Below are 25,144 nucleotides of genomic sequence, written 5' to 3'. Positions count from 1 at the left end.
CGTCCATGAGGCTCAACGCACAGCAGGCCAACTCGCTGTACGGGCAGGACGTCAAGGACCGCTCGGGTTCGAAGATCGGCAACGTGGGTCAGATCTGGGCCGACGCCGCCGGTGAGCCGACCTGGGTCAGCGTGAAGTCGGGTGGGATAAGCCGCAAGGAGACCATGGCACCGCTCGAGAAGGCCCGAATCGGTGACGGCGGGCTGACAGTCGGGTACGACAAGTCGACGGTGAAGAACGCTCCCGCCGTGGACTCCGGTGCCGAGGAGCCGTTGAGCGAGGCGCAGCTCCACCAGCTCTTCGCGCACTACAACCTGGTACCGCAGACCCCGCCGCAGACTCCGCCGCAGACTCCGCCGCCCGCCGCACGGGGGCGCGCGCCCTCCGCGGACGGTGACCTCATCCGGTCCGAGGAGCGGCTGCGGGTCGGCACCGAGAGCCAACCGGCCGGAACGGTACGACTGCGCAAGTACGTCGTGACCGAGGACGTCCACACCACCGTGCCCGTCGAGCACGACGAGGTGTACGTCGAGCGGGAGCCCATCGCCCCCGGCGACGCCCGGCGGACGCGGGCGGACATCGGCGAGGCCGAGCAGGAGATGATCCTGCGGGCCGAGCGGCCGGTGGTCGCGAAGGAGTCGGTGCCGGTCGAACGGGTCCACCTGGCCAAGGACGAGGTCGTCGAGCAGCAGCCCGTCGACGAGCAGATCCGGAAGGAGCGGGTCGAGGCGGACATCCCGGAGGCGAGCCGACGGCGTCGCTGACCACGGACGCACGACGGGCGGGTGGGCCGGTTCGGCCCACCCGCCCGCTGGTGCGCGTACGCGCGGTCATCGTCTCCGGATGGTCAGGCGATGCTGGGCGCCGCCTGTGCCCGGTCCCTGGGGTCGGGGCCGAAACGGTTCGCCCCGGGCGTGCCGTCCTTGACGAAGAACACCAGCAGGACGATGGCGCCCACGAGCGGCACCAGGCCGATCAGCAGCCACCACCCCGACCGGTCGGTGTCGTGCAGGCGGCGCACCCCGACCGCCAGGCTCGGCAGCAGCAGCGCCACGGTGACGATGAGGCCGATGACACCTGTGGACCCGGCGTCCCCGAGGTTCGTTCCGAACACGCCGTCCAGAATGGCAGCGACGATAGAGACAAGGAAGGAAAAGAGGGCGAACCACCAGTACTCGGATCGGCGGGCCCGGCCCGTGAAGCCGACGTACTGGGTGAGGACCGACCTGATGGCGTCGGCGAACGACATGACTATCTCCGAACTGTCGAGTGATGTAGCAAGGTCATCGCGGAGGCAGCCAAGCAGATCACTGCACCAAGGTCAACGGCCGATCAGTGCAAAGCTGTCGATACCTGTGGATGGGGTGTTGGTGCTGCCTCGGCGCGACGCCGACCTGGTCTCACTGTCCGTGTTCCGCGTTGAGGTCAGGCGACCGAGACTGCGTCGCTCGGCCGCGTCGCGCCGCTCGTACCGTGGTCGGCGACCCGGGCGCGCCAGGACAGCAGCAGCGTCAGCGCGACGGCCACCCCCAGGATCGCCACCCCGTTGACTCCGGCCCAGAGCACGGCCAGGTCCCGCAGTGTCGCCGCGTCCTCGGCCGGGTCGCGGAAGCGCGGGTTGACCGAGGAGATCAGCACCGCCTTCGCCGCGACCGCAATGGCCAGCGCGGCCAGGGCGAGCTGCAGCCGACGGACCACCCAGCCTGGTGCGACGCAGGCGGCCATCCGGTGGGCGAGCACCGCGACCAGGATCACCCCGAGCGGCGCCCAGGGCAGGTAGTAGTAGACCGGGCTCCCGGGGTCGAGGGCACCCACCGCCGCACCGGCCTGCGGCCGCGCGATGACCGCGACGTTGCTGACAAGTTCCTCGTACAGGTTGCCGAAGAGCTGGACGGCGAGGCAGAGCGCCGCCGCCAGGGTGAGCGGCCGGGTGGACCGGAGCAGCGCGGCTCCGGACGGATCTGAGGTGACGCGGAGCATGAGGGACCTCCCAGAATCAGGTGACTGAAACCGAGAGTATCAGGCAACTGATACTCACCACCCCTGCCGGGCACCCCCGGTACGGTGAACTCGTGACGAGCCGTACGACCGGGCGACGGCCCGACGAGTTCCTCGAGTACCGCCTGGTGCGGTTGGCCAGTCGGTTGGAGCGCCGTTTCGCCTCCGCACTCGCTCCGACCGGCCTCTCCCCCCGCCAGTTCAGCGTGCTGAGGGTCCTCACCGAAACGCCCGGGGTGACCTCCGCCGAACTCGCCCGGGCCGTGCTGACAACACCGCAGAGCATGGGCCCCCTGCTGGACCAGATGGAGTCCCGCGGGCTGGTCGAGCGGAGCGCGGAACGCGGCCGGGGCCGGGCCGCACCGATCCGGGTGACCGACGCCGGTACGGCGCTGCTCCGGGAGGCCGGCAGGCTGGTCGACGCGCTCGACTCCGCCACCCGGCAGCGGCTCGGCGCACGGGACCACCGGGAGCTGGACCGCCTGCTGACGGTCCTGGAGGACCACGTCGGCGACGGCTGAAGCGAGCCGCTGGCGGGCTCCGGGTCACGGTGCACTCGTCGGTGGCCTGCGGAACGGCCCCCACCCCACGAAGCGGCCGAACAGGTCGCGTGGGCTCGGGCCGTCATGCGGGTTCAGGTGGTACAGGTCGTGCATCGCCTCGTACAGCAGCCCGGCGAGGTAGATCGACAGGGTGGCGTACCGCCCGTCGAACTCGGCCTTGAGCATGAGTCGGGCCTCGGCGCACGGCCACGGCTGGCCGCAGGCACGGCAGGCCCACACGGGCCGCAGTGGCGTGTGCGGCGGCTCGCTCTCGGTGCGGTGGCGGGGGTACTCGGGATGCGGGCCGAGTCTCGGCTGCGGCAGTTGCGCGAAAATCATCGGCGCTTCTCCTCTTTGCGGGTCCAGCCTGGTGACAGTCTGCTGAGAACACCGCTACCGTCGATACGCGCTCGCGGCATCCGCGCAGGTCAGCGCGGCAGGTGAGCAGCCGTGGGGAGCACGTCGGCGAGGACGAGCAGGAGATGGGGAACCGATGGGGACCGCTGCCGGGTACATCATCAGCGAGCTGCGCCTGTTCCGGGCCGACCTGGGGCTCAGCCAGGACGACTTCGGCCGCGCCATCGGGTACTCGGGGTCGCACGTCAGCTCGGTCGAGACGAGCGGCCGGCCACCCACCAGGGAGTACATGGCGGCCGTCGACACCGCGTACCGGACCGGGGAGCGGTTCACGCGGATGCTGCGCGACCTGGGTCAGCTCGACACCGCGCCGCCGTGGCTGCGCGAGTGGATCGAGTTCGAGCGCGAGGCGGCCACGCTGCGCTGGTTCGAGGTGTCCTACCTCCCCGGCCTGCTCCAGACCGAACGGTACGCACGCGCCACCCTCAGCGGCGGGCGGTTCACCGCCGAGGAGGTCGACCGGAACGTGGCGTCCCGGCGGGACCGGCAGGCGATCCTGGAACGCGACCAGCCCCCGCAGCTCATCGCCGTCATCGACGAGGCGGTGCTCCGCCGGCCGGTGATCGACCAGCCGGGACTGATGCTGGAGCAGTGCGAGCGCCTGGTCGAGCTGGCGGCGTGGGAGCACGTCCAACTGCACGTGGTGCCGTCGGATGCCGGGATGTACCTGGGACTGGCCGGCCAGTTCATCATCGCCGAACTGCCGGACGGCGAGCGGGTGGCTTATGCCGACAACCAGCTCAAGGCGCAGATCGTCGACGCGCCGGCGGATGTCGCTAAGCTCTCGAAGACGTGGGAGATCGTGCGGAACGAGGCACTGCCCCGCCGGAAGTCGATCGAGCGAATCAAGGAGGCGGCGAAGTCATGGATGTACTGACCCCCCCGGTGGCGCAAGTCGAGCAGGTCCGGCGGGAACGGCGGCGCGTGCGTCGAGGTGGCCGACAACCTGCCGGGCGTCGTGCTGGTACGCGACACCAAGGACCGCGACGGCGGCACCCTCCACGTCAGCCCTTCGTCCTGGCGGTCCTTCGTGGATCTGGCCAAGCACATCGGCCCGGTGGGCTGATCCGGGTTCAGCGCCGATCCGCCCCGGCCTTACCGCACGATCCGGCCCAGCCCCGACCTGTGCGCGCGGAACTCTGGCGTGTCCAGTTGTTTCGGGATCCGGTCGCGCTTACGCGTAGCGGGTGGCTTCATCGGAACGCTCACGATCTTGAGCCGTTCCAGCACGGCATTGAGCGCCTTCTCCACCGCCGCGAGGCGGCTGCTGTACGCCGCGTCGTCGACCTTGTCGCGTAGGGCGGCGATAGGATGCAGCCCGAAAAGCTCGCCCTTCAACACCAACACGTCGAATCGGAGATCCTCCCAGTACAACGCCTCCGGCCGGACGAGCGCTATCCGCTCGACGAGCAGGCGCACCTTGGCCATGACGTCGTCGACGGCGCTCATCTCGTCGTAGGCCGCCTTCACGGCTTGCATGTACTGCTCGGAGTGCGCTCGATTCGGCGCGGTGAGGGCCTGCAGACGAGCCTCGACAGATTGCACCGCTCGGAAACTGGTGACGACGAAGTACAGGCGGCGTGCGGCCAGGGGCAACTCCTCCTCCAACACGACGAGTAGCTCGGTGACGTTCTTCTCCCACTGCTCACTGCGGCGCACCCGGTCCTGGACCCGGGGGACGACGAGGAACTGCACGACGCAGGTGACAGCAAGCGTGACGAGTCCTCCGACGAGTAGCGCGGTCACGCCGACACTGTAGTCGCGGACCTGGCGGAAAAGGACGGCTCGCTGTGTCCCTACAGTCGGGTACGCGACAGCGAGCCGTCCAGGTCCGGACCGTCCGTCAGTCGGCGAGTGCGCCCGCCGCCCGGCCCTCGTGCAGGGTCAGGTTGCGGCCGTTGGACGGGTCGAACAGGTGGATCTTCTCCAGGTTGAACCAGACCCGCCGGTTCTGCCCCTCGGCGACCGGGGACTCGGCCGACAGCCGGGTCACCAGGTTCGCCCCGCCGCCGGTGAAGTCGGCGCCCGCGTCGGCGGCCAGCTCCTCCAGCTCGGCGGCACTGGCCCGCTCCCCCTCGACGGTAAAGTAAACGTACTTGTCCGAGCCCATCGACTCGACGATCTCCACCGGCGCCTCGAACTCCATGCCGCGCCGGCGCGTGTCGTCGTCGACCAGCTCGGCGTCCTCGAAGTGCTCCGGCCGGATGCCGAGGATCAGCTCCCGCGGGGCGTTGCCGCCCTCCAGCTCCCGACGGACCCGGTCGCCGATCGGCACGTCGCCCAGGGCGGTGCGCAGCTTGCCGTCCACCACCGCCGCGTGCAGGAAGTTCATCGACGGCGAGCCGATGAACCCGGCGACGAACAGGTTGCGCGGGTGGTCGTACAGCTCCTGCGGTGGGCCGACCTGCTGGATCGCGCCACCCCGCATGATCACCACACGGTCGCCGAGGGTCATCGCCTCGGTCTGGTCGTGGGTGACGTACACGGTGGTGGTGCCGAGCTGCTTCTGCAGCCGGGAGACCACGGTACGCATCTGCACCCGCAGCTTGGCGTCCAGGTTGGACAGCGGTTCGTCCATGAGGAACGCCTTCGGCTGCCGGACGATCGCCCGTCCCATCGCGACCCGCTGGCGCTGGCCGCCGGAGAGGTTGGCCGGCTTGCGGTCCAGCAGCGCGGTCAACTCCAGGACCTTCGCCGCCTCGTCCACCTTCTGGTTGATCGTCTCCTTGTCCATCTTCGCCAGCCGCAGCGGGAACGCCATGTTCTCCCGGACCGTCATGTTCGGGTAGAGGGCGTACGACTGGAACACCATCGCGATGTCCCGGTCCCGGGGAGCCTTGTCGTTGACCTTCTCCCCGCCGATGCGCAGCTCACCGGAGCTGATGTCCTCCAGGCCCGCGATCATGTTCAGGGTGGTGGACTTCCCGCAGCCGGACGGGCCCACCAGGATGACGAACTCGCCGTCGGCGATCTCCAGGTCGACCTCGGCCACCGCGACGGTGCCGTCCGGGAAACTCTTGCTCACCTTGTCGAGCACGATGTCAGCCACGACTACCACCTATCCCTTGACTGCGCCGGACGTCAGGCCGGACACGATGCGCCGCTGGAAGAAGAGAACGAACAGGATGATCGGAACGGTGATCACCACGGCGGCGGCGCAGATCGCCCCGGTGGGGTCCTCGAACTGCGACTCGCCGGTGAAGAACGACAGCGCGACCGGCACCGTACGGGCCCGCTCGGTGGAGGTCAGCGTGATGGCGAACAGGAAGTCGTTCCAGCAGAAGATGAAGACCAGGATCGCCGTGGTGAACAGACCCGGCGCGGCCAGCGGCGCGATGACCCGGCGGAACGCCTGGCCCTGCGTCGCACCGTCCATCTTCGCCGCCTTCTCCAGGTCCCAGGGGATCTGCTTGAAGAACGCCGACAGCGTGTAGATCGCCAGCGGCAGGGCGAAGGTGATGTACGGCAGGATCAGGCCCGGCCAGGTGTCGAAGAGGCCGAGCTGCCGCTCGATCTCGAACAGCGGCGACACCAGGGAGACCTGCGGGAACATCGCGATCAGCAGCGAGACGCCGACCAGCAGCTTTTTGCCGGGAAAGTCCAGCCGGGAGATCGCGTACGCGGCCATCGCGCCGAGGACCACCGCGATCACGGTGGCGATCAACGCGATACCGATCGAGTTGACCAGGGCACGGACGAACTGGTCGGTCTGGAAGATCGTCCGGTAGTTGTCCAGCGTCCACTCGCGGGGCCAGAACTTGCCGTCGGTCAACGTCGCCGGCGTCTTGAACGACAGCGAGGCGATCCACAGCACCGGCACCAGCGCGAAGACGACCACGATCAGGTCCAGCAGACCCCAACGGGCCTTGGCCCGGGTGGTGGTGTCAGCCATGTCAGCGCCTCTCGGAGTCGTCGCTGCCCGGGGCAGCGGTACCGAACAGCTTCACGAAGATGAAGGCGATGATCGCCACGGTGAGGAAGATCAGCACCGACATCGTCGACCCGATGCCGAGGTTGAGACCCCGGATCAGGTTGTTGTAGGCGATCATCGAGACCGACGAGGTCTCGTTGGCGCCCGCGGTCAGCACGTAGATGTTGTCGAACACCCGGAACGCGTCCAGGGTGCGGAACAGCAGCGCGACCAGGATCGCCGGCTTCATCACCGGCAGCATCACCTTGGTGAACCGCTGCCACGCGGTGGCGCCGTCGGTGGAGGCGGCCTTCAGCAGGTCCTCCGGCACCAGCGCCAGGCCCGCCATCAGCAGCAGCGCCATGAACGGGGTGGTCTTCCAGATCTCCGCGAGCATGATGATCGCGAGCGAGCTGGCCCGCTCGGTCAACGGCGCGCCCTCGCTGAACAGGTTCGCGAGGTAGCCGGTGCCCGGCGTCCACGCGTACCGCCAGGAGAAGGCGGCGACGACCGTGACGATGCCGTACGGGATCAGCGCCGCGGTCCGCACGATGCCCCGCCCGACCAGCGTACGGTGCATGATCAACGCGAGGCCCATGCCGAGCACCAGCTCGACGGCGACGGTGACCACCGTGATCAGCATGGTCACGCCGAACGCCGTCCACCAGAACTCGTTGGTGAGCACCGTGACGTAGTTCTCCAGTCCGATGAACTCCCGCTCGGCCGGGAAGCGCAGGTCGAAGCGCTGCATCGACAGCCAGACCGAGTACAGGATCGGGTAGGCGGTGACCAGCAGCATGACCAGCGCGGCCGGGGCGCAGAGCAGCCAGCCGAGCTTGCGCTCGGCCCGCTTGTTCTCACTCAGCGCCGCCTTCGGGGCCTTGCCCGACCGCTGCGCCGGCACGGCGGCGTGCCCGCCGGTCGAGCGGGCGGCGGTCTCGTCGGCGGTCACGTCCGCGCCCGCCGGCGTGGCGTTGATGCTCATGCCGTCCCCTCCCTTCGGTCGGCGACGCCACGAGCCTCGGTGGCGCTGAGTCGGATGGTTCGCTCGCTGCGCTCGCTCACGGCAGCACCCCCTTCGACACGAGTGCGTCGGCGATGGCGGAGCGCAGCTCGTCGGCGGTGCTCTGCGGGTCGATGGCCGACGGCGGCGACAGGATCGCCGACATGACCGTCGAGATGCTCTGGTACGCCGGGGTCAGCGGACGGACCGCCGGTTCCTTGAGCTCATCGAGGATGGTCTCCTTCATCGGGTACGCCTCGGCCATCTCCGGGTCGTCGTAGACCTTCTCGATGGTCGGCGGCACGCCGTCGTTGATCGCGGAGAACTTCTGGTTCTTCTCGTTGCGGATGCACTTCGCAGCCTCGAAGGACTCCTCGGGGTGCTTCGAGTAGGCGCTGACGGCCATGTTCACCCCGCCGATCGTCACCTTGCTCGGGGTGCCCTCGTCGATGCCCGGGACGCGCGCCCAACCGACCTGCTTGGCCAGCTCCGGGTTCGCCTCCTGCATGGCCGGGTAGACGAACGGCCAGTTCACCTGGAACGCGCCGGCGCCGGACTGGAACTCCAACCGCACCGGGTCCTCGGTGGCGTTGCTGAACGACGGCGACGCCACGCCGGACGTGGCGAACGTCTTAAGCTGCTCCAGCGCCCGCACCGTGCCCTCGTCCATGACAGCCTGCTCGCCGTCCTCGCTGAGGATCCGGCCGCCGGCGCTCTCGGCGAGGGTGTTGTAGAGGACGACCAGGCCCTCGTACTGGGCGCCCATGGTGAGCACCTGGTACGGCTTGCCCTGCTGCTTCAGGTCCTGGGCGGTCTCGATCATCTGGTTCCAGGTCGTCGGCGGCTCCTGGACGAGGTCCTTGCGGTACCAGAGAAGCTGCACGTTGGTGTTCTTCGGCGCGGCGTAGAGCTTGTCCTCGTACCGGGCGGTGTCCAGCGGACCTTCGAGGGTGCCCGCCTCGGCCTCCGCCTTGTTCTCCCCGGTCCACTCCAGGATCCAGTCGGCGCTGGCGAACTCCTGGGTCCACGTCACGTCGAGGCCCAGCACGTCCATCCCGGTGTCCTGAGCGGCGAGCCGACGCACCATCTGCACCCGCTGCTCGTCGGCCTGCCGGGGCAGCACCCGGTAGGCGATCTTGTACCGTCCCTGCGCCTGCGCGTTGCAGTCGTCGACCACCTTCTGCAGGTTCTGCTCGGGTGGGTAGTACAGGTTGATCGTGGGTGTACCGCCGTCTTCACCGGAAGCGCACGCGGCCATGGGCGCCACCAACGTCAACGTCGCGGCCGCCGCCAGCGCGCGTACACGCCGCCGGCGACGGGTCTTGTCAGGGTCGCTCATCACCCCTCCCCTCTTTCTCGGCCAGGCCGGGGAGAGGCTTTCCGTGCCCCGGCGCACGGCGAGACGGTCGGGGCATTGACCAGAGCATGCCGTCGAGCCCCGGGCGTTTCGTGGCCCATCACTGCCCGACCTGCGTAGCCCCGAAACATTGCGCGATCGAGACGAGCCGGACAGTCACCTGTGTGGCGCGGATCACCAGGCTGCGCGCCGCCGTTCACGCCCGTAGGCTCGCCGAATGGACGCCACGTTCTTCTTCGACCCCGCCTGCCCGTGGACCTGGCGCACGTCGCGCTGGCTCGTCGCCGTCGCCGACGCCCGCAACCTGCGCATCGAGTGGCGGGCGTTCAGCCTGGCCATCCTCAACGAGGGCAGGATCGCGCCACAGTTCGCCGAGGCGCTGGAGACCTCGGGCCGGGCGCTGCGACTGGTGGAGGCGCTGCGCGCGCAGGGCCGCCACGACGACGCCGGCCGGTTCTACACCGAACTGGGTGCCCGCACCCACACCGCGGGCGACCCGCCGGGACCGAAGGTCCTGGACGCGGCCGTCGAGGCGGCCGGCCTCCGCGACGCGGCGGCGGCGCTCGACGACGACAGCTGGGACCAGGCGGTACGCGAGTCGCACGCCCTCGCGTACGCCTCCGCCGGCCCGGACATCGGCTCACCGGTGCTGATGGTCCCGGGCGCCGACCGCGGCATCCACGGCCCGATCCTCACCGAGATCCCCGGCACCGACGACGCCCTCACGATCTGGGACTCCCTGCTCCCCCTGATCCGCATGCCCGTCTTCCACGAGGTCAAGCGCGCCCGCCACTGACCACCCCACCGCCTTGCTGCTGCTGGCATCGGAAGGGGTCTGGTCAGTGCGGTGGGATTCCGGTGGCCCTCTCACGTGTGGGGTGTCACGGCGCGGGCGATGCGGGTGCCGAGCTGGCGCAGGTGGTCGATCAGTTCGACTGGCTGGTGGACGGTGAAGTCGCAGCCGAGCATGGTCAGGCGAACGGCGAGCCAGTCGATGGTGTCCTTTGGGCTGTGCCACCGACAGGATTCGTCGTCGACGGGCTGCAGTTCGCCGGCGTAGTCGCCCAGCCGGTTGGCTGCCTGCGACGCCGGCAAGGCGAGCGTCACCGTTGCCTGGAAGACCGGGGCCAGGTCGTAGAGCTGGGTGGTGACGAATGCGGCCGGGTCGTCGGCTGGTGGTTGGCGCGGTGGTACGCGTGTTCCGGTGCTGTGGGCGTTCTCGATGCGGTCGATGCGGAAGGTTCGCCAGTTGGCGCGTTCGTTGTCGTAGGCGAGCAGGTACCAGCGGCGGCCGACCACGACCAGCCGGTGTGGTTCGACGAGCCGCCGGGTGGTGACCGCGTCATGGTTGCGGTAGTCGAACCGGACTCGTTCGTTGGCCGAGGCGGCCGCGGCGAGGACGGTCAGCTGCGTGGGGTCGACCAACGAGGCCGTCACCGCTGGCGGCGGCAGCGCGGGCGCGGTGAGGGTGCTGACGCGGCGAGCCAGCCGTGGCGGCAGCACCTGCTGCAGCTTGGACAGGGCCCGCAGGGACGCCTCGGCGATGCCGGCGACCGGCTGCTGCGCCGCCGTGCGCAGGCCGACGGCGATGGCCACGGCCTCCTCGTCATCGAGCAGCAGCGGCGGCATCGCCTTGCCCGGTGCGAGCCGGTACCCGCCGTGGGCGCCCATGGTGGCCCGGACTGGATAGCCGAGCTCACGCAGCCGATCGATGTCGCGGCGCACGGTGCGTGGGGTGATCTGGAGCCGTTCGGCGAGTTCACTGCCCGGCCATTCCCGGGGCGTCTGGAGCAGGGACAGCAGTCGCAGCAGGCGGGCCGACGTGTCGTTCACCATTCCATCGTGCCGTGCCATGTAGGACCGCTATTGACCTATATCGCTTCTAGTGTGGCTTGTGGCGGTGCGCAGACGGTGCATCAGAACAAGGAGATGAGCGATGAATGTCGTGCCCGACGGCTATCACACCGTGACCCCATGGATGATCTCTCCGGGCACCACGGCACAGTTGATCGACTTCGTCGTGGGTGTCTTCGACGCCACCGAGTTGGGTCGCGTGGGCGACAGCGGGTCGATCGGCCACGCCGAGGTCCGCATCGGAGACTCGGTCGTGATGATGTTCGACAAGCCGGACTGGCCGCGGACACCGGCCTTTCTGCGCCTGTACGTCGCCGACGACGCCGAGGTCGTGCGCCGGGCCGTCGAACGCGGCGCGACCGTCGTCACCGAGCCGACCGAGTTGTTCTGGGGCGACCGGGTCAGCCGGTTCCGCGACCCCTTCGGCCACCTGTGGTGGATCCACCAGCGTGTGGCGGAGCCCACCGAGGAAGAGTTGACTCAGCGGCTCAACGACCCCGAGTTCGGCAAGGCGATGGAATACGTGCAAGGCGCCGAGTTCTTCCCCGGCCGCTGAGGTCCTCGCCGCGGTCGGTCCAGTCTTGGCGCACGGTGCTCCGTCGCCTCCCCTCGACCTCGCACACATGGGACCGTCCCGTGCGCCGATGCGGGGCGAACAGCACGGCAAGGCGCCGTCCTACCGGAGCCCGTGGCGGTACGTAGGGTGTCCGCATGGACGGCCGCCTCTTCCCCGACGCCCTGTCCCCGGCCAGCCCCGGCAGCGCCCGAACGGGGCCGTTGTGAGTGGTGGTCCGGTGCCGGCGCAGCGCAACGGCGGCACGCCACGTCGGGCGGAGGTCGGACCGGGTCTCGCCGCCTGGTCGGCCCGCATCGCCGGGTCGCGTCCGTTCGAGGTGGCCATCGTCGTGCTCATCATGGCCAACGGGATCGTGCTGGGCATCGAGACGTACCGTGATCTCGGCGCGGTGGGCCCGCTGCTGCGGTGGGCGGAGTGGATCTTCCGGGTGGTCTTCGTCGTGGAGATCGCGATTCGGGTCCTGGCGTACGGCCGCCGGCCGCAGGACTTCTTCCGGCACGGTTGGAACGTCTTCGACTTCCTCGTGACGGCAGCGATCTTCATTCCGGGGCTGCACGGGGATCCGGCCGTACTGCGGTTCGTGCGGGTGGCCCGGGTGCTGCGGTTGGTGCGGTTCTCGCCCGGGTTGCAGATCATCGTGGCGGCGCTGTGGCGGAGCCTGCCGGGTGTCGCCGGTTTCCTCGCGCTGGCCGCGGTCACCCTCTACGTCTACGGGATGGCGGGCTGGCTGATCTTCGGCGAGCGGTACCCCGAGCAGTACGGCGACATCGGCCGGTCCCTGCTGACGCTGTTCGTGCTGCTGTCGCTGGAGACCTTGCCGGACCTCATCGAGCAGGGCCTGGCGGTGTCGTCGTGGACGCTGCTCTACTACGTCAGCTACGTCATGATCACCGTCAACCTGCTGTTGAACATCCTGATCGCGGTCATCGTCAACTCGATGGAGGAAGCACGCCGGCTGGAGATGACCGAGCGGTTGTCGCCGGACTACGACGAGGACGGCGACGGGGTGCCGGACGAGGTGGACCGTATCGCGATCAGCCAGCGGTTGGACGACCTGCGGGCGGTCATCGCCGAACTGGAGCGCGAACTGCGGATCGACCGGGACGACGGGCACGGCATGACCGGCCAGCACCACCCGCCCCGGCGGTGAGCCGGAAAAGGGGAGAGAATGAGGGCGTGATCGCGCGGTTCAAGGATCTCTGTCTGGACGCTGCCGATGCCCCCGCGCTGGGAGCGTTCTGGGGGCGGATCCTCGACGGGGAGGTCGTGGACCTCGGCGACGGTGACGTGCGGGTCGACCCCGGGCAGGCCGGCGCGGGCGCGGAGTCGATCTGGGTGAACCGGGTGCCGGAGCCGCGTACCGTCAAGACCCGCGTACACCTGGACCTGAGGCTGGCCGCCGCGGACCCGGCGGCGCTGGTCGAGGCCGGCGCGCGGGTGGTCCGCGAGCCGGACGCGGAGATCAGCTGGTGGGTGCTGGCCGACCCGGAGGGCAACCTGTTCTGTGCGTTCGGCCCCCGCGAGGGCGAGCGGTCCGGCGCGTTCGAGCTGGTCGTCGACAGCGCCGACCCCGCCGCCCAGGCCACCTGGTGGTCCCGCGTCGTCGGCGGCACGGTCGACGTCAGCGGCGAGGGGTACGCCTCCATCGTGGGCGCGGCCGGGTTCCCGTGGCAGTACTGGGTCTTCGACCCGGTGCCGGAGCGCAAGACGGTGAAGAACCGCCTGCACTGGGACGTCGACCTCGTCGACGACGACCCGACGGCGCTGATCCGGGCCGGCGCGACCCTGCTGCGGGAGCCGGACGACCTCATCTCCTGGTGGATCCTCGCCGACCCGGAGGGCAACGAGTTCTGCGCGTTCCCGCCGCGTCCCACCGAGTGAGCGGGCGGTTACCCCCGGCCCATCGGGTGAACTAGCGTCTACCTGCGCGTTCGCCACCGACGTCGACACGCCTCGGCCGACCCCGGCCCCGCCCGATCGGTTGGTTCTCGCGGGAACTCCCCCCGCCACGGCACCGGTTGGGCAGGATCGACCCCACGAGGAGGTGCCGTCGTGCAGGACACCCGCGCTCTCGCCCTGACGTTCGAGGTGAGCGGCCTGCCACCGGTCAAGACCGAGGCGCTGTCCATCTTCGCTGCCGGCCACCGGCAGGCGACGAGGGTCCGCGCCCTGCTCCAGGCGGCCTGCGTCGCGGCCCAGCACACCGGCTGGACTCCGCTGACCGGGCCGGTCGAGGTGGACCTCGTGCTGCGCTGCCCGCCGGGGCACCGCACCTCCGACGCGAGCACCCTGCTCGGCGGGGTGTGCGCGGTGCTCCAGGACAAGAAGCGGGTCGCCAGCATCGGCCTGGCCCACCTCGGCGTCCTGGTGGACGTCGCCCTCTACGGCGACGACCGGCAGATCCGGAAGTTGTCGTACGCGGAGGAGCCGGCGGAGGACTTCTCCTACCAGGTGCGGGTGGCCGCCGTCCCGCACCGGGTTTGACCGACGTCCGTGGTGGGGTACCGCGGACGCCGACGAAGGGAGCACCGATGTCGGAGCCACATGTCACGCTGGACCCTCGCGGGCTCGATGCGGTGCAGGAGAAGCTGCGCGGCCCGCTGGAGGACCAGCTGACCTCGGCGTTGCAGGCCGCCACCGAACGGGTGCGGGCCAGCTACGCCGGCGAGCCGATCGAGCAGGTCTGCCAGCGGCTGCTGGACGAGACCCGCGCCGGCCTGCACCCCGACATCGCGGCCGGCTTCAACCCGGACATGGACGAGTTCTGTCGGGTGGCGGTGGCCGTCGTGCGCGGCGCGGGCACCTGACGACCTCAGCCTGTTCGGACAATTCGCCGGGTCCTGGGTGCTGGACTGTACCGAGTACGGCCCCGACGGGTCCTCGACGGTTCGCCGAGGCGAATGGCACTTCGGGTACGCATTGGGCGGCCGGGCGACCACCGATGTCTGGATCCTGCCCGGCGTCGAACACGGCGTCAGGGTGCGATTTCCCGATCCCGCGGCCGGTGCGGGGGTGGCGCAACGAGGCACGGCAGCCCGATGGCACGTGGCGGCTCCAGCAGACGTTCCGGGTGTGGCGGCAGAGCGGGCCCTCCCACCTGATCGCCCCTCCGTGACGGTGCGTGACGCGCGGCCAGCGGTGGGGGCCCGGTCGGGTAGGGGTCGAGTCAGGAAGCGACGGCTGGGGAGCCGTCGGTCAGTGCGGTCATGGCGCGACGAATGCGGCCGTCTGCCACCGGGTTGGTTCCGTCGGTGATGGCGACGTGGTGCAGCACGCCGACCACGGCCAGAGCCAGCGCCTCCGTGTCGGCGCCTGCGGGTATGCGTCCGAGTTGTTGCTCGGCGACCAGGTATTCGACGGTTGCGCGTTCGAGTGCCTGCAGTGCGGCGCTGCCGTTGCCCAATATCGCTTCGACGTCTGCTGCCAGTGCCGGCCGGGAGGCCAGGAGTCGGGTGACGGCCAGCAGCGTGGGCAACGGGGTCGTGAGAACGGCATCGCTGAGATTACCGGCGACCGTGCCGGTGCCAGCGCGCCGTGGAAGGCCGGCTGCGGCGCTGGAGATCTGGAAGCTCCGGTCGACCGCGTAGCCGACGAGGAAGTCGTCGAAGTTCGGGAAGTGGGCGAACAGCAGCCCCGTGGCGACGCCGGCCTCGCGGGTCACGGCTCGGCTGGTGAGTCGGCCGGGGCCTTCGGCGGCGATCACGCGTTCCAGGGCGGCGAAGAGCTGCTGCCGAGGTTCGGGGGTGGCGACTCCGCGTGGCATACCCGGATTCTAGGCGCTGGCCACCGCCGCGTTGCGCCGGGAATGAACATATGCTCATACTAGTTTGAGCATACGCTCATTTTGGCGTTGGGAGAACAGATGAAACGAGCGGTGATCGTTGGCGCCGGCATCGCCGGTCTTGCCACGGCCCTACGACTGGGACAGGACGGGTGGCGCACGCTCGTCGTGGAGCGCGCCCCGGCCCGGCGAAGCGGTGGCTACCTGGTGAACCTGCTCGGGGCGGGCTACGACGCCGCCGAGCGACTCGCGCTGATCCCCGCCCTGTCCGACCGCGCGTTGGGCCTGTTCACCACGGTGCTGGTACGGGCGGACGGGCGGCCGAAGCTCACGGTGCCAGCAGCCGTCGCCGAGGCCGCTCTGGGCGCCCGCACCATGTCGGTGTTTCGAGGAGACCTGGAGACCGCGCTGTACGAGGCGGTACGCGACCGCGTCGAGTTCCGCTTCGGCGCCACCGTCACGTCCATTGACCAGGACGCCGGCCAGGTGCGGATCGTGCTCAGCGACGGCACCACCGAGGAAGCCGACTTGCTCATCGGCGCCGACGGCGTTCACTCCACGACCCGCACGGCAGCGTTCGGCCCTGATCATCGAGTGGACCTGCCGTACGTGGTGGCGGCGTTCCCGCTCGCCCATCCGGTAGCGGACGTGCCCGAGTCGTCCGCCACGACCTTCATCGGCCCCGGGCGCACGGCGGCGATCGTCAACCTGGGCCCGCAACGGTCCTCGGCGTTCTTCACGTACCGCTGCGCGAACCCGGGTCTGGAGCTGGAACAGGGACCGGTGGCCGCGCTTCGTGCGGCCTTCGGGGACCTGGCGGCAGGCGTGCCTGAGGCGCTCCGGCACTTGGAGACGGATCCTGCCGGCGCCTACTTCGACCGAGTCAGCCAGGTGGTGATGCCACGATGGAGTACCGGTCGGATCGTGCTCCTCGGAGACGCGGCCTGGTGCGTCACACTCTTCGCCGGGCACGGCGCGGCCTTGGCGCTCGCCGGCGCCGACCAGCTCGGCACCGCCCTGCGGCGGCACGGTCACGACATCCCGGCGGCTCTGGCCGACTGGGAAGCCGGCTTGCGACCCGAGGTCACCAAGCGGCAGGCACTCGCTCGCCGCGGCATGTACCAGTACGCGCCACCGAGCCGCTTCCACGTGTGGATCAACGACGTCACGATCCGGGCCATCACCCTCCCCGGCGTCCGCGGCCTCGTCCGGCGCGGCATCGAACGACAGAACCGCTGACGCCGGTGGACGCGGCCAGGGCCTCCCGGACAAGCCGGAGGGCTGGAAGAAGAAGGCTCCCGCGCGTCCACGAGAGGCCGGAACGGGTCAGGATCGGGTCCGCAACTCCCCGATCCTGACCCCGGCCCGTCCGGCGTGGTAGCGGACATCACCGTGTCGGTCGCGCGGGCGTGGCACGTGCACCCACGCCGACCTCTGCACGGCGAGCCGGCCCGCCTGCACTCAGCTCCACGGTGCCCAACTACCGGACTTGGGCGCGCTCCCGACTCACCCCGAAGAGCCGTGAGCGCCGGATCAGGTTAGGCGCGTTTCGCCAGCTCGGACAAGGTTCACCGGCTCCGGCGGGGAGTGATTGATGTCAAGGTGGAAAAGCGGCATGTCGGCGTAACACGGCCGGTTGCGTCAGCGCTGTTTCCCGACGAAGGCGGGTTCAGAGAGTGCCGGCGAACTGGAACGACTTCAGGACGACCAGCCCGGCCAGGATCACCGTCACCCCGGCGATCGTCAGCGCGTGCACCGGACCCCGCCGGTCGCGGGGCGCGAACACGAGACCGACGGCGGTGACGCCCCCGGCGAGCAGCCCGCCCAGGTGCCCCTCCCACGAGGTGAAGCTGGCCGACAGCACCAGCCACAGGATGAACCCCACCATGAGGTGGCGACCGTCGAGGGGATGGTGGTGCAGCTTGCGGGTGAGGACGACGTAGCAGGCCGCGAGGCCGAACACGGCCCCCGACGCGCCGAGCGCGGCCTGGCCCGGGTCGACCAGGACGGCCAGCACCGAGCCGCCGAGGGCAGACAGCAGGTAGACCGCCGCGAAGCGGGCGTGCCCAAGGTGCTCCTCCAGGATCCGACCGAGCATCCACACCCAGTACATGTTGAACGCGATGTGCGCGATGCCGAAGATCCCGTTGCCGGGAAGCTGGTGCAGGAACGCCGAGGTGACGAGCCGGTACCACTCGCCGTGCAGGACCCCGACGTGCTCGTAGCCCGGGTAGGCGGTGCCGTCGTCGACGTACTGCGCCCCGTCGGCGTCGACCAGCACGGCACCGACGTTGTAGAAGAGTTCGACGACGCCGGGCACGGCCAGCTGGACCAGGTACGCGAGGACGGTGAGGGTGATCAGCGCGTACGTCACCAGGGGCGCGGTGACCCGCCGGCCGCCCAAGACGGTGCGCGCCTCGCGTACCGTCCGGTTGTCCTCCTTGACGCAGACCGGGCAGCGGAAGCCGACCGGCGCCTCGCGCATGCAGTCCGGGCAGATGTACCGGTCGCAGCGGGAGCAGCGCAGGTACGTCTCGCGCTTGGGGTGCCGGAAGCAGGTGGTGGGGGTCCCGGCCGCCGTCGGGTCGGAGGGCGGGGTGCTCGTGGTGTCCAAGGCGGTTCTCCCGGTCCGGCGCGGTGCCGCGCCACCTGTACGCCGTCGGGCGCAGGACGGCGCCGGAAAGGCTAACCCAAGATCGGTTTCCCGGCCGTCCCGTGTCAGAAGTGCCGCAGCAGGTCTCCGAAGGCGGCGAGCCGCAGGACGCCCGTGTCGGTCGGGTCCAGCTCGTCGTGCTCCAGCACCCAGGTGTTGGCGTTGGGGATGAACACGGCGTTCATCCCGGCCGCGCGGGCAGGCAGGATGTCGGACTTCGGGGAGTTGCCGATCATCCAGGCGCGGGCCGGGTCGAAGTCGTGCTCCCGGGCCAGCCACCGGTAGGTGTCGACGTCCTTCTCCCGGACGATGTGCGCCGCCCCGAAGTGGTGCAGCAGGCCGCACGCGTCGAGCTTGCGCTGCTGCTCCTCGGGCGCGCCCTTGGTGAGCAGGAGCAGCTCGTGCCGGCCGGCCAGGTCGTCGAGGGCCTCGGCGACGCCGGGCATCAGCTCCACCTCGTGCTCCACCAGGGCCCGGGCGAGGTCGTCGATGTCCCGCCGCTCGGCGTCGGTGACCGGGCGCTCCCGCAGCCGCGCCAGGCACTCCCCGAGGCTGTGCAGGAAGACCTTGCTGCCGTAGCCGTGGGTGACCGCGTTGGCCCGCTCGATGTCGTCGAGGATGGCCCGGATCTCCGTCCGGTCGAGGGTCGGGTGGTCCAGCCACTTGAGGAAGTCGTCGATCACCCGCTCGAAGACGACGTTGTTCTCCCAGAGCGTGTCGTCGGCGTCGAACACGAGCACCTGCCCGGTGTACCGGTCCACCATCTCCCCCTCGTCGCATCGGTCCCGGCCGCACGGTAACCCCGGGACGCCGTGTCGATCATCCTCATTTCCGCGGGGGCCGGCGCAGGGTGAGGATGAGGTCGGCGACCAGCGCGGTCCAGCCGGTCTGGTGCCACGCGCCGAGGCCGGCCCCGTTGTCGCCGTGGAAGTACTCCGGGAACGAGATGAGGTCCCGCCAGTCGGGGTGGGTCTGGAAGAGCTGCGCGGCGCCGTAGATGGGTCGCCGCCCCCAGTCGTCCCGGGTGAACAGCGAGATGAGCCGTACCGACAGGTCGTCGGCGATCTCGTCGAGGCTCCGCTTCACCCCGGAGCGGGTCGGGTACTCGACCTGGAGGTCGTCACCGAAGAACGCCGCGTAGTCGCGCAGGGCGCTGACCAGCAGGAAGTTCGTCGGCATCCAGATCGGGCCGCGCCAGTTGGAGTTGCCGCCGAACAGGCCGCTGGTGGACTCCGCCGGCTCGTAGCCGACGCAGAACTCCTGCCCGCCGAGGTTGACCGAGAAGGGCTTGTCCAGGTGGGCCCGGGACAGCGTCCGCAGGCCGTAGTCGGAGAGGAACTCGTCGGTGTCGAGCATCCGGGCCAGCAGCCGGACGATCTGCTCCGGGCCGACCATGGACAGCAGGCGCTGCTGGCGGCCGTCCGGGCCGAGCCGGCGGGCGCCGATGACCGAGGCGTACTCGGGACGGTTGGTGAGGAACCAGCGCAGCCGGGCGCCCAGCTCGGGCAGCCGGTGCAGGGTCTGCGCGGTGAGCCGGGTGACCGCCGCCAGCGGGAGCAGCCCGACGACCGAGCGCACCTTCAGCGGCACCTTCGTGCCGTCGGTGAGGCGCAGCACGTCGTAGAAGAACGCGTCCTCGGGATCCCAGAGGCCCTGCTCGTACGCGGCGGCGGCGATGTAGGCGAAGTGCTCGAAGAACTTGGTGGCGGTGTCCACCCAGGTGCGGTCGTGCTCGGCGAGCACGATCGCGATGTCGAGCAGGTTGAGCGCGTACATGGCCATCCAGCCGGTGCCGTCGGACTGCTCCAGCACCCCGGCGACCGGCAGCGCGGCCGAACGGTCGAAGGGGCCGACGTTGTCCAGCCCGAGGAAGCCGCCCTCGAAGACGTTGTTGCCGCCGGTGTCCTTCCGGTTGACCCACCAGGTGAAGTTGAGCAGCAGCTTGTGCATCACCCGGGCGAGGAAGGCGTGGTCCCGCCCGCCGTCGATCTCGAACACCTTCAGCGCGGCCCACGCGTGCACCGGCGGGTTCACGTCACCGAACGCCCACTCGTACGCCGGGATCTGCCCGTTGGGGTGCAGGTACCACTCGCGCAGCAGGAGCAGGATCTGCTCCTTGGCGAAGCCGGGGTCGACGCGGGCGATGCTCACGCAGTGGAAGGCCAGGTCCCAGGCGGCGTACCAGGGGTATTCCCACGGGTCCGGCATGGAGATGACGTCGAAGCTGGTCATGTGCCACCAGGCGCTGTTGCGCCCGTGCCGCCGCCCCGGTGGCGGGGGCGCCGAGCCGGGATCGCCCTCCAGCCACCGTTTGACGTCGAAGTGGTAGAACTGCTTGCCCCACATCAGCCCGGCGATGGCCTGCCGCGCCACCAGGGCCTCGTCGGGGGTCGCGGCGGTCGGGATGACTCCGGCGAAGAAGCGGTTGGCCTCGGCCCTGCGGGCCCAGACGACCGCGTCGAAGCCGGCGCCGAGGTCGGCCGGCGGGGGCGCGGTGCCGCCGGGTGGCGGTGCGGTACGCGTCAGACGCAGCCGGATCTGCCGCTGCTCGCCCGCGGGCACGGTCAGCACGTAGTGCAGCGCGCCCTTGGTGCCCTCCCGGTCGGGGTTGACCGTGGCGGCGCCGTTGACCACGTGGTCGTTGATCCCGTCCTTCGGGTAGCGGGACCGGCCGCGCAGCCCCCAGAGCCGCTCGGCGTTGGTGTCGTTGTCACAGAGCAGCGGGATCGGGTCGCCGTCGCCTTCCAGCAGGAGCTGGCCGAGCACCCGGTGCTCGCCGACCAGCCGGGAGCCCTCGCCGACGAGGCGGGGTACCCGGTCGCCGCCGGGCAGCCCCCACGCCCAGGTGTTGCGGAACCAGAGGGTCGGCAGCACGTGCAGGGTCTCCGCGCGGTCGCCCCGGTTGGCGACGGTGACCGTGACGCACATGTCGGTCGGGGTCGCCTTGGCGTAGTCGACGGTCACCGCCCAGTACCGGTCGTCGTCGAAGATCCCGGTGTCGACCAGCTCGTACTCGGTGTCGTCCCGGCCGCGCAGCGCGTTGACCGCGACCAGCTCGTCGTACGGGAAGGGGGCCTGCGGGTAGTGGTAGCGCCACCGCATCCAGGAGTGGGTGGGGGTGGAGTCCTCGTACCACCAGTAGTCCTTGGCGTCCTCGCCGTGGTTGCCGCCGTCTCCGCCGAGGCCGAACATCCGCTCCTTGAGGATCGGATCCCGCCCGTTCCACAGCGCCAGGGCGAAGCAGAACGTCTGCCGGTCGTCGCACACGCCCGCCATGCCGTCCTCGCTCCAGCGGTAGGCTCTGGACCGCGCGTGGTCGTGGGGAAAGTAGTCCCACGCCGTGCCGTGTTCGCTGTAGTCCTCCCGTACCGTCCCCCACGCCCGCTCGGACAGATAGGGACCCCATGCGCGCCAGTCCTGCTCCCCCGCGTCAGCCTGGGCGAGCCGGATGCGCTCCGGGTCGGGCGCGGAGGTGAACGGGTTCGAGGGGTCGGTGATCACCTGCACATCTTCGACGCCGCCGGGGTACTTGACCACAGCGGCCATTCTCGTCGTGGCGTGTGGCACCACGCCGCCGGTGGAGGAAAGTTGATCGACATTCACTTCGGTCCGCAGGTCTGCGGTGACCTGACCAGCGGCGGAACCCGGGAATGGGTCGTCCCGGACGGCCTCGGCGGGTACGCCATGGGCACCGTGAGCGGGCTGCGCACCCGCCGCTACCACGGCCTGCTGGTGGTGGCCGGCGACACGCCGGCCTCCCGCAACATGGGACTGGCCAGCCTCGACCCGGCGGTGGTCCTGCCCTCCGGCGCCCGGGTGCGCCTCGGCGCGCACGAGTGGTCCTCCGGCGACCTCGACCCGCGCGGCTTCGAGCTGCTGGAACGGTTCGACCTCACCGACGGCCTGCCCCGCTGGCGGTGGCGGATCGGCGACGTGGTCATCGAGCGGGAGATCGCCATGGCGTACGGCCGGTCGTGCGTGGCGGTGGTGCACCGGCTGGTGGCCGGCGGCCCGGTGCACCTGGAGCTGAGCGCCGCGTGCACCTGGCGGGACGCCCACGGCGAGCGGCGCGCCGACGGGCCGACGCCCCGGGTGGAGCAGGTCGCCGGCGGGGCGGTCGTGGAGGGGGCGTTCCGACTGGCCGGGCCGGGCTGGTCCCCGGAGGGCCAGTGGTGGGTGGGCGCGCACCACCGCGAGGAGGCCGCGCGCGGCCTGCACCCCGACGAGGACCTGTGGTACGCCGGCCGGTTCTCCGGCGCGCTGGAGCGGCCCGGCGACACCCTGTCGGTGCTCGCCTGGGCGGGTGACCTGGCCGAGGAGCCGCCGGAGGCGACCGCGGTGGTGGCGGCGGCCCGGGCCCGCAACCGGGCCGTGGTGACCGCGGCGAAGCCGGCCGACCCGGTGGAGGCGACGCTCGCCCTGGCCGCCGACGCGTTCGTGGTCGGCACGGCGAACGGACCCGACGTGGTGGCCGGCTACCCCTGGTTCGGCGCCTGGTCGCGGGACACGATGATCTCCTACGAGGGCCTGTTCCTCTGCACCGGCCGCGCCGACGAGGGGCGGGAGCTGCTGCGGTCGTACGCGGCGACGCTGTCCGAGGGCATGCTGGCCAACACCGCCGACACCGGGCGGGTGGAGTACAACACGGTCGACGCGACGCTGTGGTTCCTGCACGCGGTGAGCCGGCACGTCACCGCCACCGGCGACACCGACCTCGGCGACGAGCTGCTGCCGGCGCTGCGGGGTGTGGTGGACGCGCACGTGGCCGGCACCCGGTTCGGCATCGCCGTCGACGCGACCGACGGGCTGCTCACCCAGGGCGGCACCCCGGGCACCGCGTTGACCTGGATGGACGCCCGGGTGTACGGCGTGCCGGTGACCCCCCGTACCGGCAAGCCGGTCGAGGTCAACGCGCTGTGGATCAACGGGCTGGCGGGCCTGGCCGAGCTGACCGAGCTGGCCGGGCAGGACGCCGAGGACCTGCACCGGCTGCACGAGCGGGCGGCGAAGACGTTCCGCGACCGGTTCCCGTCGCCGACCGGCTGGCTGCACGACGTGGTGGACGCACCGGCACCGGCGTACCCGCTGGGCGGGGCCGCCCACCACGACGACGACGCGTTGCGCCCCAACCAGCTGCTGGCCTGGTCGCTGCCGTACGCCCCGCTGGAGCCCGACGAGCCGACCCTGCGTCGGGTGGCCGCCGGACTGCTCACCCCGCTCGGTCCGCGCAGCCTCTCCCCCGACTCGCCGGAGTTCCTGGGGCGGCACCGGGGCGGACCGGCCGAGCGGGACGGCGCCTACCACCAGGGCACTGTGTGGCCGTGGCTGCTCGGCCCCTACGCCGACGCCGCCCGCCGGGCGCGGATCACCGTCGACGACCTGTTCGTGGGCATCGAGGCGCACCTGACGGAGTACGGCCTCGGTTCGGTCAGCGAGACCGCCGACGGCCTGCCCCCGCACCAGGCGACCGGCTGCCCCTTCCAGGCCTGGTCGGTGGCGGAGCTGCTCCGGGCGCGACGCGACCGCCGGTAGCGATTTACACGACCGCAACGGTTGCGTCTCCGCTGGTTAGCCGGATACCAGCAGGATGGGTTCCGATCCAGTTGCACGCCCGACGGGCACCGACGCCGGTGCCGGTCGGCGCGTGCGCGGAAGACAACTGCAAGGGGGCCGCATGTCACCGAACGCCGACGTGATCGACATCAACCCCGCCCGGCACCAGCGCGTGCTGATCCTCTCCTGGGAGTACCCGCCCGTGCTGGTCGGGGGCCTCGGCCGGCACGTGCACGCCCTGTCGGTGGCGCTGGCCGCCGCCGGGCACGAGGTCACCGTCGTCACGCGGCACACCGAGGGCGCGCCCCTGGAGGAGTACGCCGACGGCGTGCGCATCCTGCGGGCCGCCGAGGACCCGGTGGCGTTCCCGCTGGCGACGTCGTCGTTGCTGGCCTGGACGATGGCGTTCAACCACACGCTGACCCGGGCGGCACTGCGGGCCACCGAGTCCGGCGCGTACGACGTCATCCACGCCCACGACTGGCTGGTCGCGCACACCGCCGTCACGCTGGCCGAGCACCTGGACCTGCCGCTGGTCACCACGATCCACGCCACCGAGGCGGGCCGGCACCAGGGCTGGCTGCCCGAGGACATGAACCGCACGATCCACGGCGTGGAGCACTGGTTGAGCAACGCCTCGGCCCGGGTCATCGCCTGCTCCGGCTACATGCGGGACCAGGTCGTCCGGCTGTTCGACGTGCCCGACGACCTGGTCGACGTGGTGCCCAACGGGGTCGACGACCGCGCCTGGCGCGCCCGGCCCCGGGCGGTCGCCGCCGCCCGCGCCCGGTTCGCCGGGGACGGCCCACTCGTCGGGTACGCGGGCCGCCTGGTCTACGAGAAGGGCGTGCAGCACCTGGTCGACGCGGTGCCGCACCTGCTCCGACGGCACCCCGGCCTGCGGGTGGTGATCGCGGGCGACGGCCCGTACCGCGACGAACTGGTCGAGCGGGCTCGGCGCCTGGACCTCGACGGGTCCGTCCACTTCGCCGGTTTCCTCGACGCCACCCAGCTGCCGGCGGTGCTGGCCGCCACCGACGCGACGGTGGTGCCCAGTCTCTACGAGCCGTTCGGCATGGTGGCGCTGGAGGCGGCGGCGGCCGGAGCGCCCCTGGCCGTGGCGCGCACCGGCGGCCTGGCCGAGATCGTGGAGCCCGGCGTCACCGGCGTGACGTTCCCGCACAGCGACCCGGACGCGCTCGCCGGGGCGGTCGGCCGCCTGCTCGGCGACGAGGTGTTCGCCCGGCGGGTGGCGCGGCGGGCCCGGACGATGGTCGGCGAACGGTACGGCTGGGCGACCATCGCGGCCCGGACCGCCGCCACGTACGCCACCGCACGCCGCGAGCACGGGCCGGTGCAGGTCCGTCGCGTCGCCGCCCGGCTGGGCGGCGGCCGGCAGACGATCGTCATCCCGGAGGGCAACCTGCTCGCCGTCGGCTGCGCCACCGGCTAGGTCTTTTCGGTCCATGGTCGGCGAGCCCCCGGACCGCGCGGTGCAG

Annotated in this window: 25 protein-coding genes and 1 pseudogene; 13 read left to right on the top strand and 13 right to left on the bottom strand. The window is 70.8% G+C overall.

Going from position 1 to position 25,144, the window contains the following annotated elements:
* Window positions 1-5 precede the first annotated feature (5 nt).
* A complete protein-coding gene (locus ACTMSW_RS24595; protein ID WP_441183045.1) occupies window positions 6-764 on the top strand; it encodes a YsnF/AvaK domain-containing protein in 759 nt (252 codons plus the stop codon).
* 83 nt (window positions 765-847) lie between these two features.
* On the opposite strand, the gene ACTMSW_RS24590 is transcribed toward ACTMSW_RS24595, so the two are convergent.
* The gene (locus tag ACTMSW_RS24590) at window positions 848-1,249 is read right to left on the bottom strand and encodes a DUF805 domain-containing protein (RefSeq protein WP_441183044.1); all 402 of its coding nucleotides are present in this window, start codon (window positions 1,247-1,249) and stop codon (window positions 848-850) included.
* Between the two features lie 176 nt (window positions 1,250-1,425).
* A complete protein-coding gene (locus tag ACTMSW_RS24585; RefSeq protein WP_441183043.1) occupies window positions 1,426-1,980 on the bottom strand; it encodes a hypothetical protein in 555 nt (184 codons plus the stop codon).
* A gap of 92 nt (window positions 1,981-2,072) precedes the next feature.
* Here ACTMSW_RS24585 and ACTMSW_RS24580 point away from each other — a divergent pair, with 92 nt between their 5' ends.
* Window positions 2,073-2,519 carry a MarR family winged helix-turn-helix transcriptional regulator gene (locus tag ACTMSW_RS24580; protein WP_441183042.1) on the top strand — a complete coding sequence of 149 codons (447 nt, stop codon included), beginning with the start codon at window positions 2,073-2,075 and terminating at the stop codon, window positions 2,517-2,519.
* Between the two features lie 24 nt (window positions 2,520-2,543).
* On the opposite strand, the gene ACTMSW_RS24575 is transcribed toward ACTMSW_RS24580, so the two are convergent.
* Window positions 2,544-2,879, bottom strand: coding sequence for a hypothetical protein (locus tag ACTMSW_RS24575; protein WP_441183041.1), 336 nt, complete (start codon window positions 2,877-2,879; stop codon window positions 2,544-2,546).
* Between the two features lie 154 nt (window positions 2,880-3,033).
* On the opposite strand from ACTMSW_RS24575, the gene ACTMSW_RS24570 reads away from it, so the two are divergent.
* Together ACTMSW_RS24570 and ACTMSW_RS24565 are read left to right on the top strand one after the other, a co-directional pair.
* The gene (locus ACTMSW_RS24570; RefSeq protein WP_441183040.1) at window positions 3,034-3,834 is read left to right on the top strand and encodes a helix-turn-helix domain-containing protein; all 801 of its coding nucleotides are present in this window, start codon (window positions 3,034-3,036) and stop codon (window positions 3,832-3,834) included.
* A gap of 6 nt (window positions 3,835-3,840) precedes the next feature.
* Window positions 3,841-4,023 (top strand): annotated as a pseudogene (locus ACTMSW_RS24565) (DUF397 domain-containing protein); the annotation flags it as partial.
* 29 nt (window positions 4,024-4,052) lie between these two features.
* On the opposite strand, the gene ACTMSW_RS24560 reads toward ACTMSW_RS24565, so the two are convergent.
* The 5 genes from ACTMSW_RS24560 to ACTMSW_RS24540 all read right to left on the bottom strand — a co-directional run bounded on the left by ACTMSW_RS24560 (window position 4,053) and on the right by ACTMSW_RS24540 (window position 9,209).
* A complete protein-coding gene (locus ACTMSW_RS24560; RefSeq protein ID WP_441183039.1) occupies window positions 4,053-4,703 on the bottom strand; it encodes a hypothetical protein in 651 nt (216 codons plus the stop codon).
* A 97-nt stretch (window positions 4,704-4,800) separates the two neighbouring features.
* Window positions 4,801-6,006: an ABC transporter ATP-binding protein gene (locus ACTMSW_RS24555; protein WP_441183038.1), complete on the bottom strand. Its 1,206-nt coding sequence runs from the start codon at window positions 6,004-6,006 to the stop codon at window positions 4,801-4,803.
* A gap of 9 nt (window positions 6,007-6,015) precedes the next feature.
* A complete protein-coding gene (locus ACTMSW_RS24550) occupies window positions 6,016-6,849 on the bottom strand; it encodes a carbohydrate ABC transporter permease (protein ID WP_441183037.1) in 834 nt (277 codons plus the stop codon).
* A gap of 1 nt (window position 6,850) precedes the next feature.
* The gene (locus ACTMSW_RS24545; protein ID WP_441183036.1) at window positions 6,851-7,852 is read right to left on the bottom strand and encodes a carbohydrate ABC transporter permease; all 1,002 of its coding nucleotides are present in this window, start codon (window positions 7,850-7,852) and stop codon (window positions 6,851-6,853) included.
* A gap of 76 nt (window positions 7,853-7,928) precedes the next feature.
* Complete coding sequence (locus ACTMSW_RS24540) at window positions 7,929-9,209, bottom strand: ABC transporter substrate-binding protein (RefSeq protein ID WP_441183035.1); 1,281 nt, start codon at window positions 9,207-9,209, stop codon at window positions 7,929-7,931.
* 235 nt (window positions 9,210-9,444) lie between these two features.
* Between ACTMSW_RS24540 and ACTMSW_RS24535 the strand changes: the two genes are divergently transcribed.
* Window positions 9,445-10,023, top strand: a complete 579-nt coding sequence (locus ACTMSW_RS24535) for a DsbA family protein (RefSeq protein WP_441183034.1) — start codon at window positions 9,445-9,447, stop codon at window positions 10,021-10,023.
* Between the two features lie 71 nt (window positions 10,024-10,094).
* Here the strand turns inward: ACTMSW_RS24535 and ACTMSW_RS24530 are convergent, their stop codons facing one another.
* Complete coding sequence (locus ACTMSW_RS24530) at window positions 10,095-11,060, bottom strand: helix-turn-helix transcriptional regulator (protein ID WP_441183033.1); 966 nt, start codon at window positions 11,058-11,060, stop codon at window positions 10,095-10,097.
* Window positions 11,061-11,163: 103 nt separating this feature from the next.
* Here ACTMSW_RS24530 and ACTMSW_RS24525 point away from each other — a divergent pair, with 103 nt between their 5' ends.
* The 5 genes from ACTMSW_RS24525 to ACTMSW_RS24505 all read left to right on the top strand — a co-directional run bounded on the left by ACTMSW_RS24525 (window position 11,164) and on the right by ACTMSW_RS24505 (window position 14,465).
* Window positions 11,164-11,637 carry a VOC family protein gene (locus ACTMSW_RS24525; RefSeq protein WP_441183032.1) on the top strand — a complete coding sequence of 158 codons (474 nt, stop codon included), beginning with the start codon at window positions 11,164-11,166 and terminating at the stop codon, window positions 11,635-11,637.
* A gap of 238 nt (window positions 11,638-11,875) precedes the next feature.
* Window positions 11,876-12,808: an ion transporter gene (locus ACTMSW_RS24520; protein WP_441183031.1), complete on the top strand. Its 933-nt coding sequence runs from the start codon at window positions 11,876-11,878 to the stop codon at window positions 12,806-12,808.
* Window positions 12,809-12,834: 26 nt separating this feature from the next.
* Window positions 12,835-13,539: a VOC family protein gene (locus tag ACTMSW_RS24515; RefSeq protein ID WP_441183030.1), complete on the top strand. Its 705-nt coding sequence runs from the start codon at window positions 12,835-12,837 to the stop codon at window positions 13,537-13,539.
* A 171-nt stretch (window positions 13,540-13,710) separates the two neighbouring features.
* Window positions 13,711-14,142: a hypothetical protein gene (locus tag ACTMSW_RS24510; protein WP_441183029.1), complete on the top strand. Its 432-nt coding sequence runs from the start codon at window positions 13,711-13,713 to the stop codon at window positions 14,140-14,142.
* 47 nt (window positions 14,143-14,189) lie between these two features.
* Window positions 14,190-14,465 (top strand): hypothetical protein, encoded by a 276-nt coding sequence (locus tag ACTMSW_RS24505; protein WP_441183028.1) that lies wholly within the window; start codon window positions 14,190-14,192, stop codon window positions 14,463-14,465.
* A gap of 359 nt (window positions 14,466-14,824) precedes the next feature.
* Here the strand turns inward: ACTMSW_RS24505 and ACTMSW_RS24500 are convergent, their stop codons facing one another.
* Window positions 14,825-15,421 carry a TetR family transcriptional regulator gene (locus ACTMSW_RS24500; protein WP_441183027.1) on the bottom strand — a complete coding sequence of 199 codons (597 nt, stop codon included), beginning with the start codon at window positions 15,419-15,421 and terminating at the stop codon, window positions 14,825-14,827.
* A gap of 99 nt (window positions 15,422-15,520) precedes the next feature.
* Here ACTMSW_RS24500 and ACTMSW_RS24495 point away from each other — a divergent pair, with 99 nt between their 5' ends.
* Window positions 15,521-16,678, top strand: coding sequence for an FAD-dependent oxidoreductase (locus ACTMSW_RS24495; RefSeq protein ID WP_441183026.1), 1,158 nt, complete (start codon window positions 15,521-15,523; stop codon window positions 16,676-16,678).
* Between the two features lie 430 nt (window positions 16,679-17,108).
* Here ACTMSW_RS24495 and ACTMSW_RS24490 read toward each other — a convergent pair whose 3' ends face one another.
* The 3 genes from ACTMSW_RS24490 to ACTMSW_RS24480 all read right to left on the bottom strand — a co-directional run bounded on the left by ACTMSW_RS24490 (window position 17,109) and on the right by ACTMSW_RS24480 (window position 21,638).
* Window positions 17,109-18,053 carry a rhomboid family intramembrane serine protease gene (locus tag ACTMSW_RS24490; RefSeq protein WP_441183025.1) on the bottom strand — a complete coding sequence of 315 codons (945 nt, stop codon included), beginning with the start codon at window positions 18,051-18,053 and terminating at the stop codon, window positions 17,109-17,111.
* A gap of 104 nt (window positions 18,054-18,157) precedes the next feature.
* Window positions 18,158-18,856 (bottom strand): HAD family hydrolase, encoded by a 699-nt coding sequence (locus ACTMSW_RS24485; RefSeq protein ID WP_441183024.1) that lies wholly within the window; start codon window positions 18,854-18,856, stop codon window positions 18,158-18,160.
* A 61-nt stretch (window positions 18,857-18,917) separates the two neighbouring features.
* The gene (locus tag ACTMSW_RS24480) at window positions 18,918-21,638 is read right to left on the bottom strand and encodes an MGH1-like glycoside hydrolase domain-containing protein (RefSeq protein ID WP_441183023.1); all 2,721 of its coding nucleotides are present in this window, start codon (window positions 21,636-21,638) and stop codon (window positions 18,918-18,920) included.
* Between the two features lie 42 nt (window positions 21,639-21,680).
* Here ACTMSW_RS24480 and ACTMSW_RS24475 point away from each other — a divergent pair, with 42 nt between their 5' ends.
* Both ACTMSW_RS24475 and ACTMSW_RS24470 read left to right on the top strand, forming a co-directional pair.
* Window positions 21,681-23,624 (top strand): amylo-alpha-1,6-glucosidase, encoded by a 1,944-nt coding sequence (locus ACTMSW_RS24475; protein WP_441183022.1) that lies wholly within the window; start codon window positions 21,681-21,683, stop codon window positions 23,622-23,624.
* A gap of 142 nt (window positions 23,625-23,766) precedes the next feature.
* Window positions 23,767-25,098: a glycosyltransferase family 4 protein gene (locus tag ACTMSW_RS24470; RefSeq protein WP_441183021.1), complete on the top strand. Its 1,332-nt coding sequence runs from the start codon at window positions 23,767-23,769 to the stop codon at window positions 25,096-25,098.
* Window positions 25,099-25,144: the final 46 nt, after the last annotated feature.

The sequence above is a fragment of the Micromonospora sp. BQ11 genome, from assembly GCF_052068135.1.
Lineage (GTDB): Bacteria > Actinomycetota > Actinomycetes > Mycobacteriales > Micromonosporaceae > Micromonospora.
The sequence above is the reverse complement of the archived record's forward strand: the minus strand, read 5'-3'. Positions and strand labels throughout refer to the sequence as shown.

Coding starts and splice junctions, on each gene's coding strand:
- ACTMSW_RS24505 (WP_441183028.1), top strand. CDS start 14,190: ATGTCGGAGCCACATGTCACGCTGGACCCTCGCGGGCTCGATGCGGTG.
- ACTMSW_RS24590 (WP_441183044.1), bottom strand. CDS start 1,249: ATGTCGTTCGCCGACGCCATCAGGTCGGTCCTCACCCAGTACGTCGGC.
- ACTMSW_RS24485 (WP_441183024.1), bottom strand. CDS start 18,856: ATGGTGGACCGGTACACCGGGCAGGTGCTCGTGTTCGACGCCGACGAC.
- ACTMSW_RS24500 (WP_441183027.1), bottom strand. CDS start 15,421: ATGCCACGCGGAGTCGCCACCCCCGAACCTCGGCAGCAGCTCTTCGCC.
- ACTMSW_RS24480 (WP_441183023.1), bottom strand. CDS start 21,638: ATGGCCGCTGTGGTCAAGTACCCCGGCGGCGTCGAAGATGTGCAGGTG.
- ACTMSW_RS24550 (WP_441183037.1), bottom strand. CDS start 6,849: ATGGCTGACACCACCACCCGGGCCAAGGCCCGTTGGGGTCTGCTGGAC.
- ACTMSW_RS24585 (WP_441183043.1), bottom strand. CDS start 1,980: ATGCTCCGCGTCACCTCAGATCCGTCCGGAGCCGCGCTGCTCCGGTCC.
- ACTMSW_RS24470 (WP_441183021.1), top strand. CDS start 23,767: ATGTCACCGAACGCCGACGTGATCGACATCAACCCCGCCCGGCACCAG.
- ACTMSW_RS24595 (WP_441183045.1), top strand. CDS start 6: ATGAGGCTCAACGCACAGCAGGCCAACTCGCTGTACGGGCAGGACGTC.
- ACTMSW_RS24545 (WP_441183036.1), bottom strand. CDS start 7,852: ATGAGCATCAACGCCACGCCGGCGGGCGCGGACGTGACCGCCGACGAG.
- ACTMSW_RS24570 (WP_441183040.1), top strand. CDS start 3,034: ATGGGGACCGCTGCCGGGTACATCATCAGCGAGCTGCGCCTGTTCCGG.
- ACTMSW_RS24495 (WP_441183026.1), top strand. CDS start 15,521: ATGAAACGAGCGGTGATCGTTGGCGCCGGCATCGCCGGTCTTGCCACG.
- ACTMSW_RS24575 (WP_441183041.1), bottom strand. CDS start 2,879: ATGATTTTCGCGCAACTGCCGCAGCCGAGACTCGGCCCGCATCCCGAG.
- ACTMSW_RS24525 (WP_441183032.1), top strand. CDS start 11,164: ATGAATGTCGTGCCCGACGGCTATCACACCGTGACCCCATGGATGATC.
- ACTMSW_RS24535 (WP_441183034.1), top strand. CDS start 9,445: ATGGACGCCACGTTCTTCTTCGACCCCGCCTGCCCGTGGACCTGGCGC.
- ACTMSW_RS24540 (WP_441183035.1), bottom strand. CDS start 9,209: ATGAGCGACCCTGACAAGACCCGTCGCCGGCGGCGTGTACGCGCGCTG.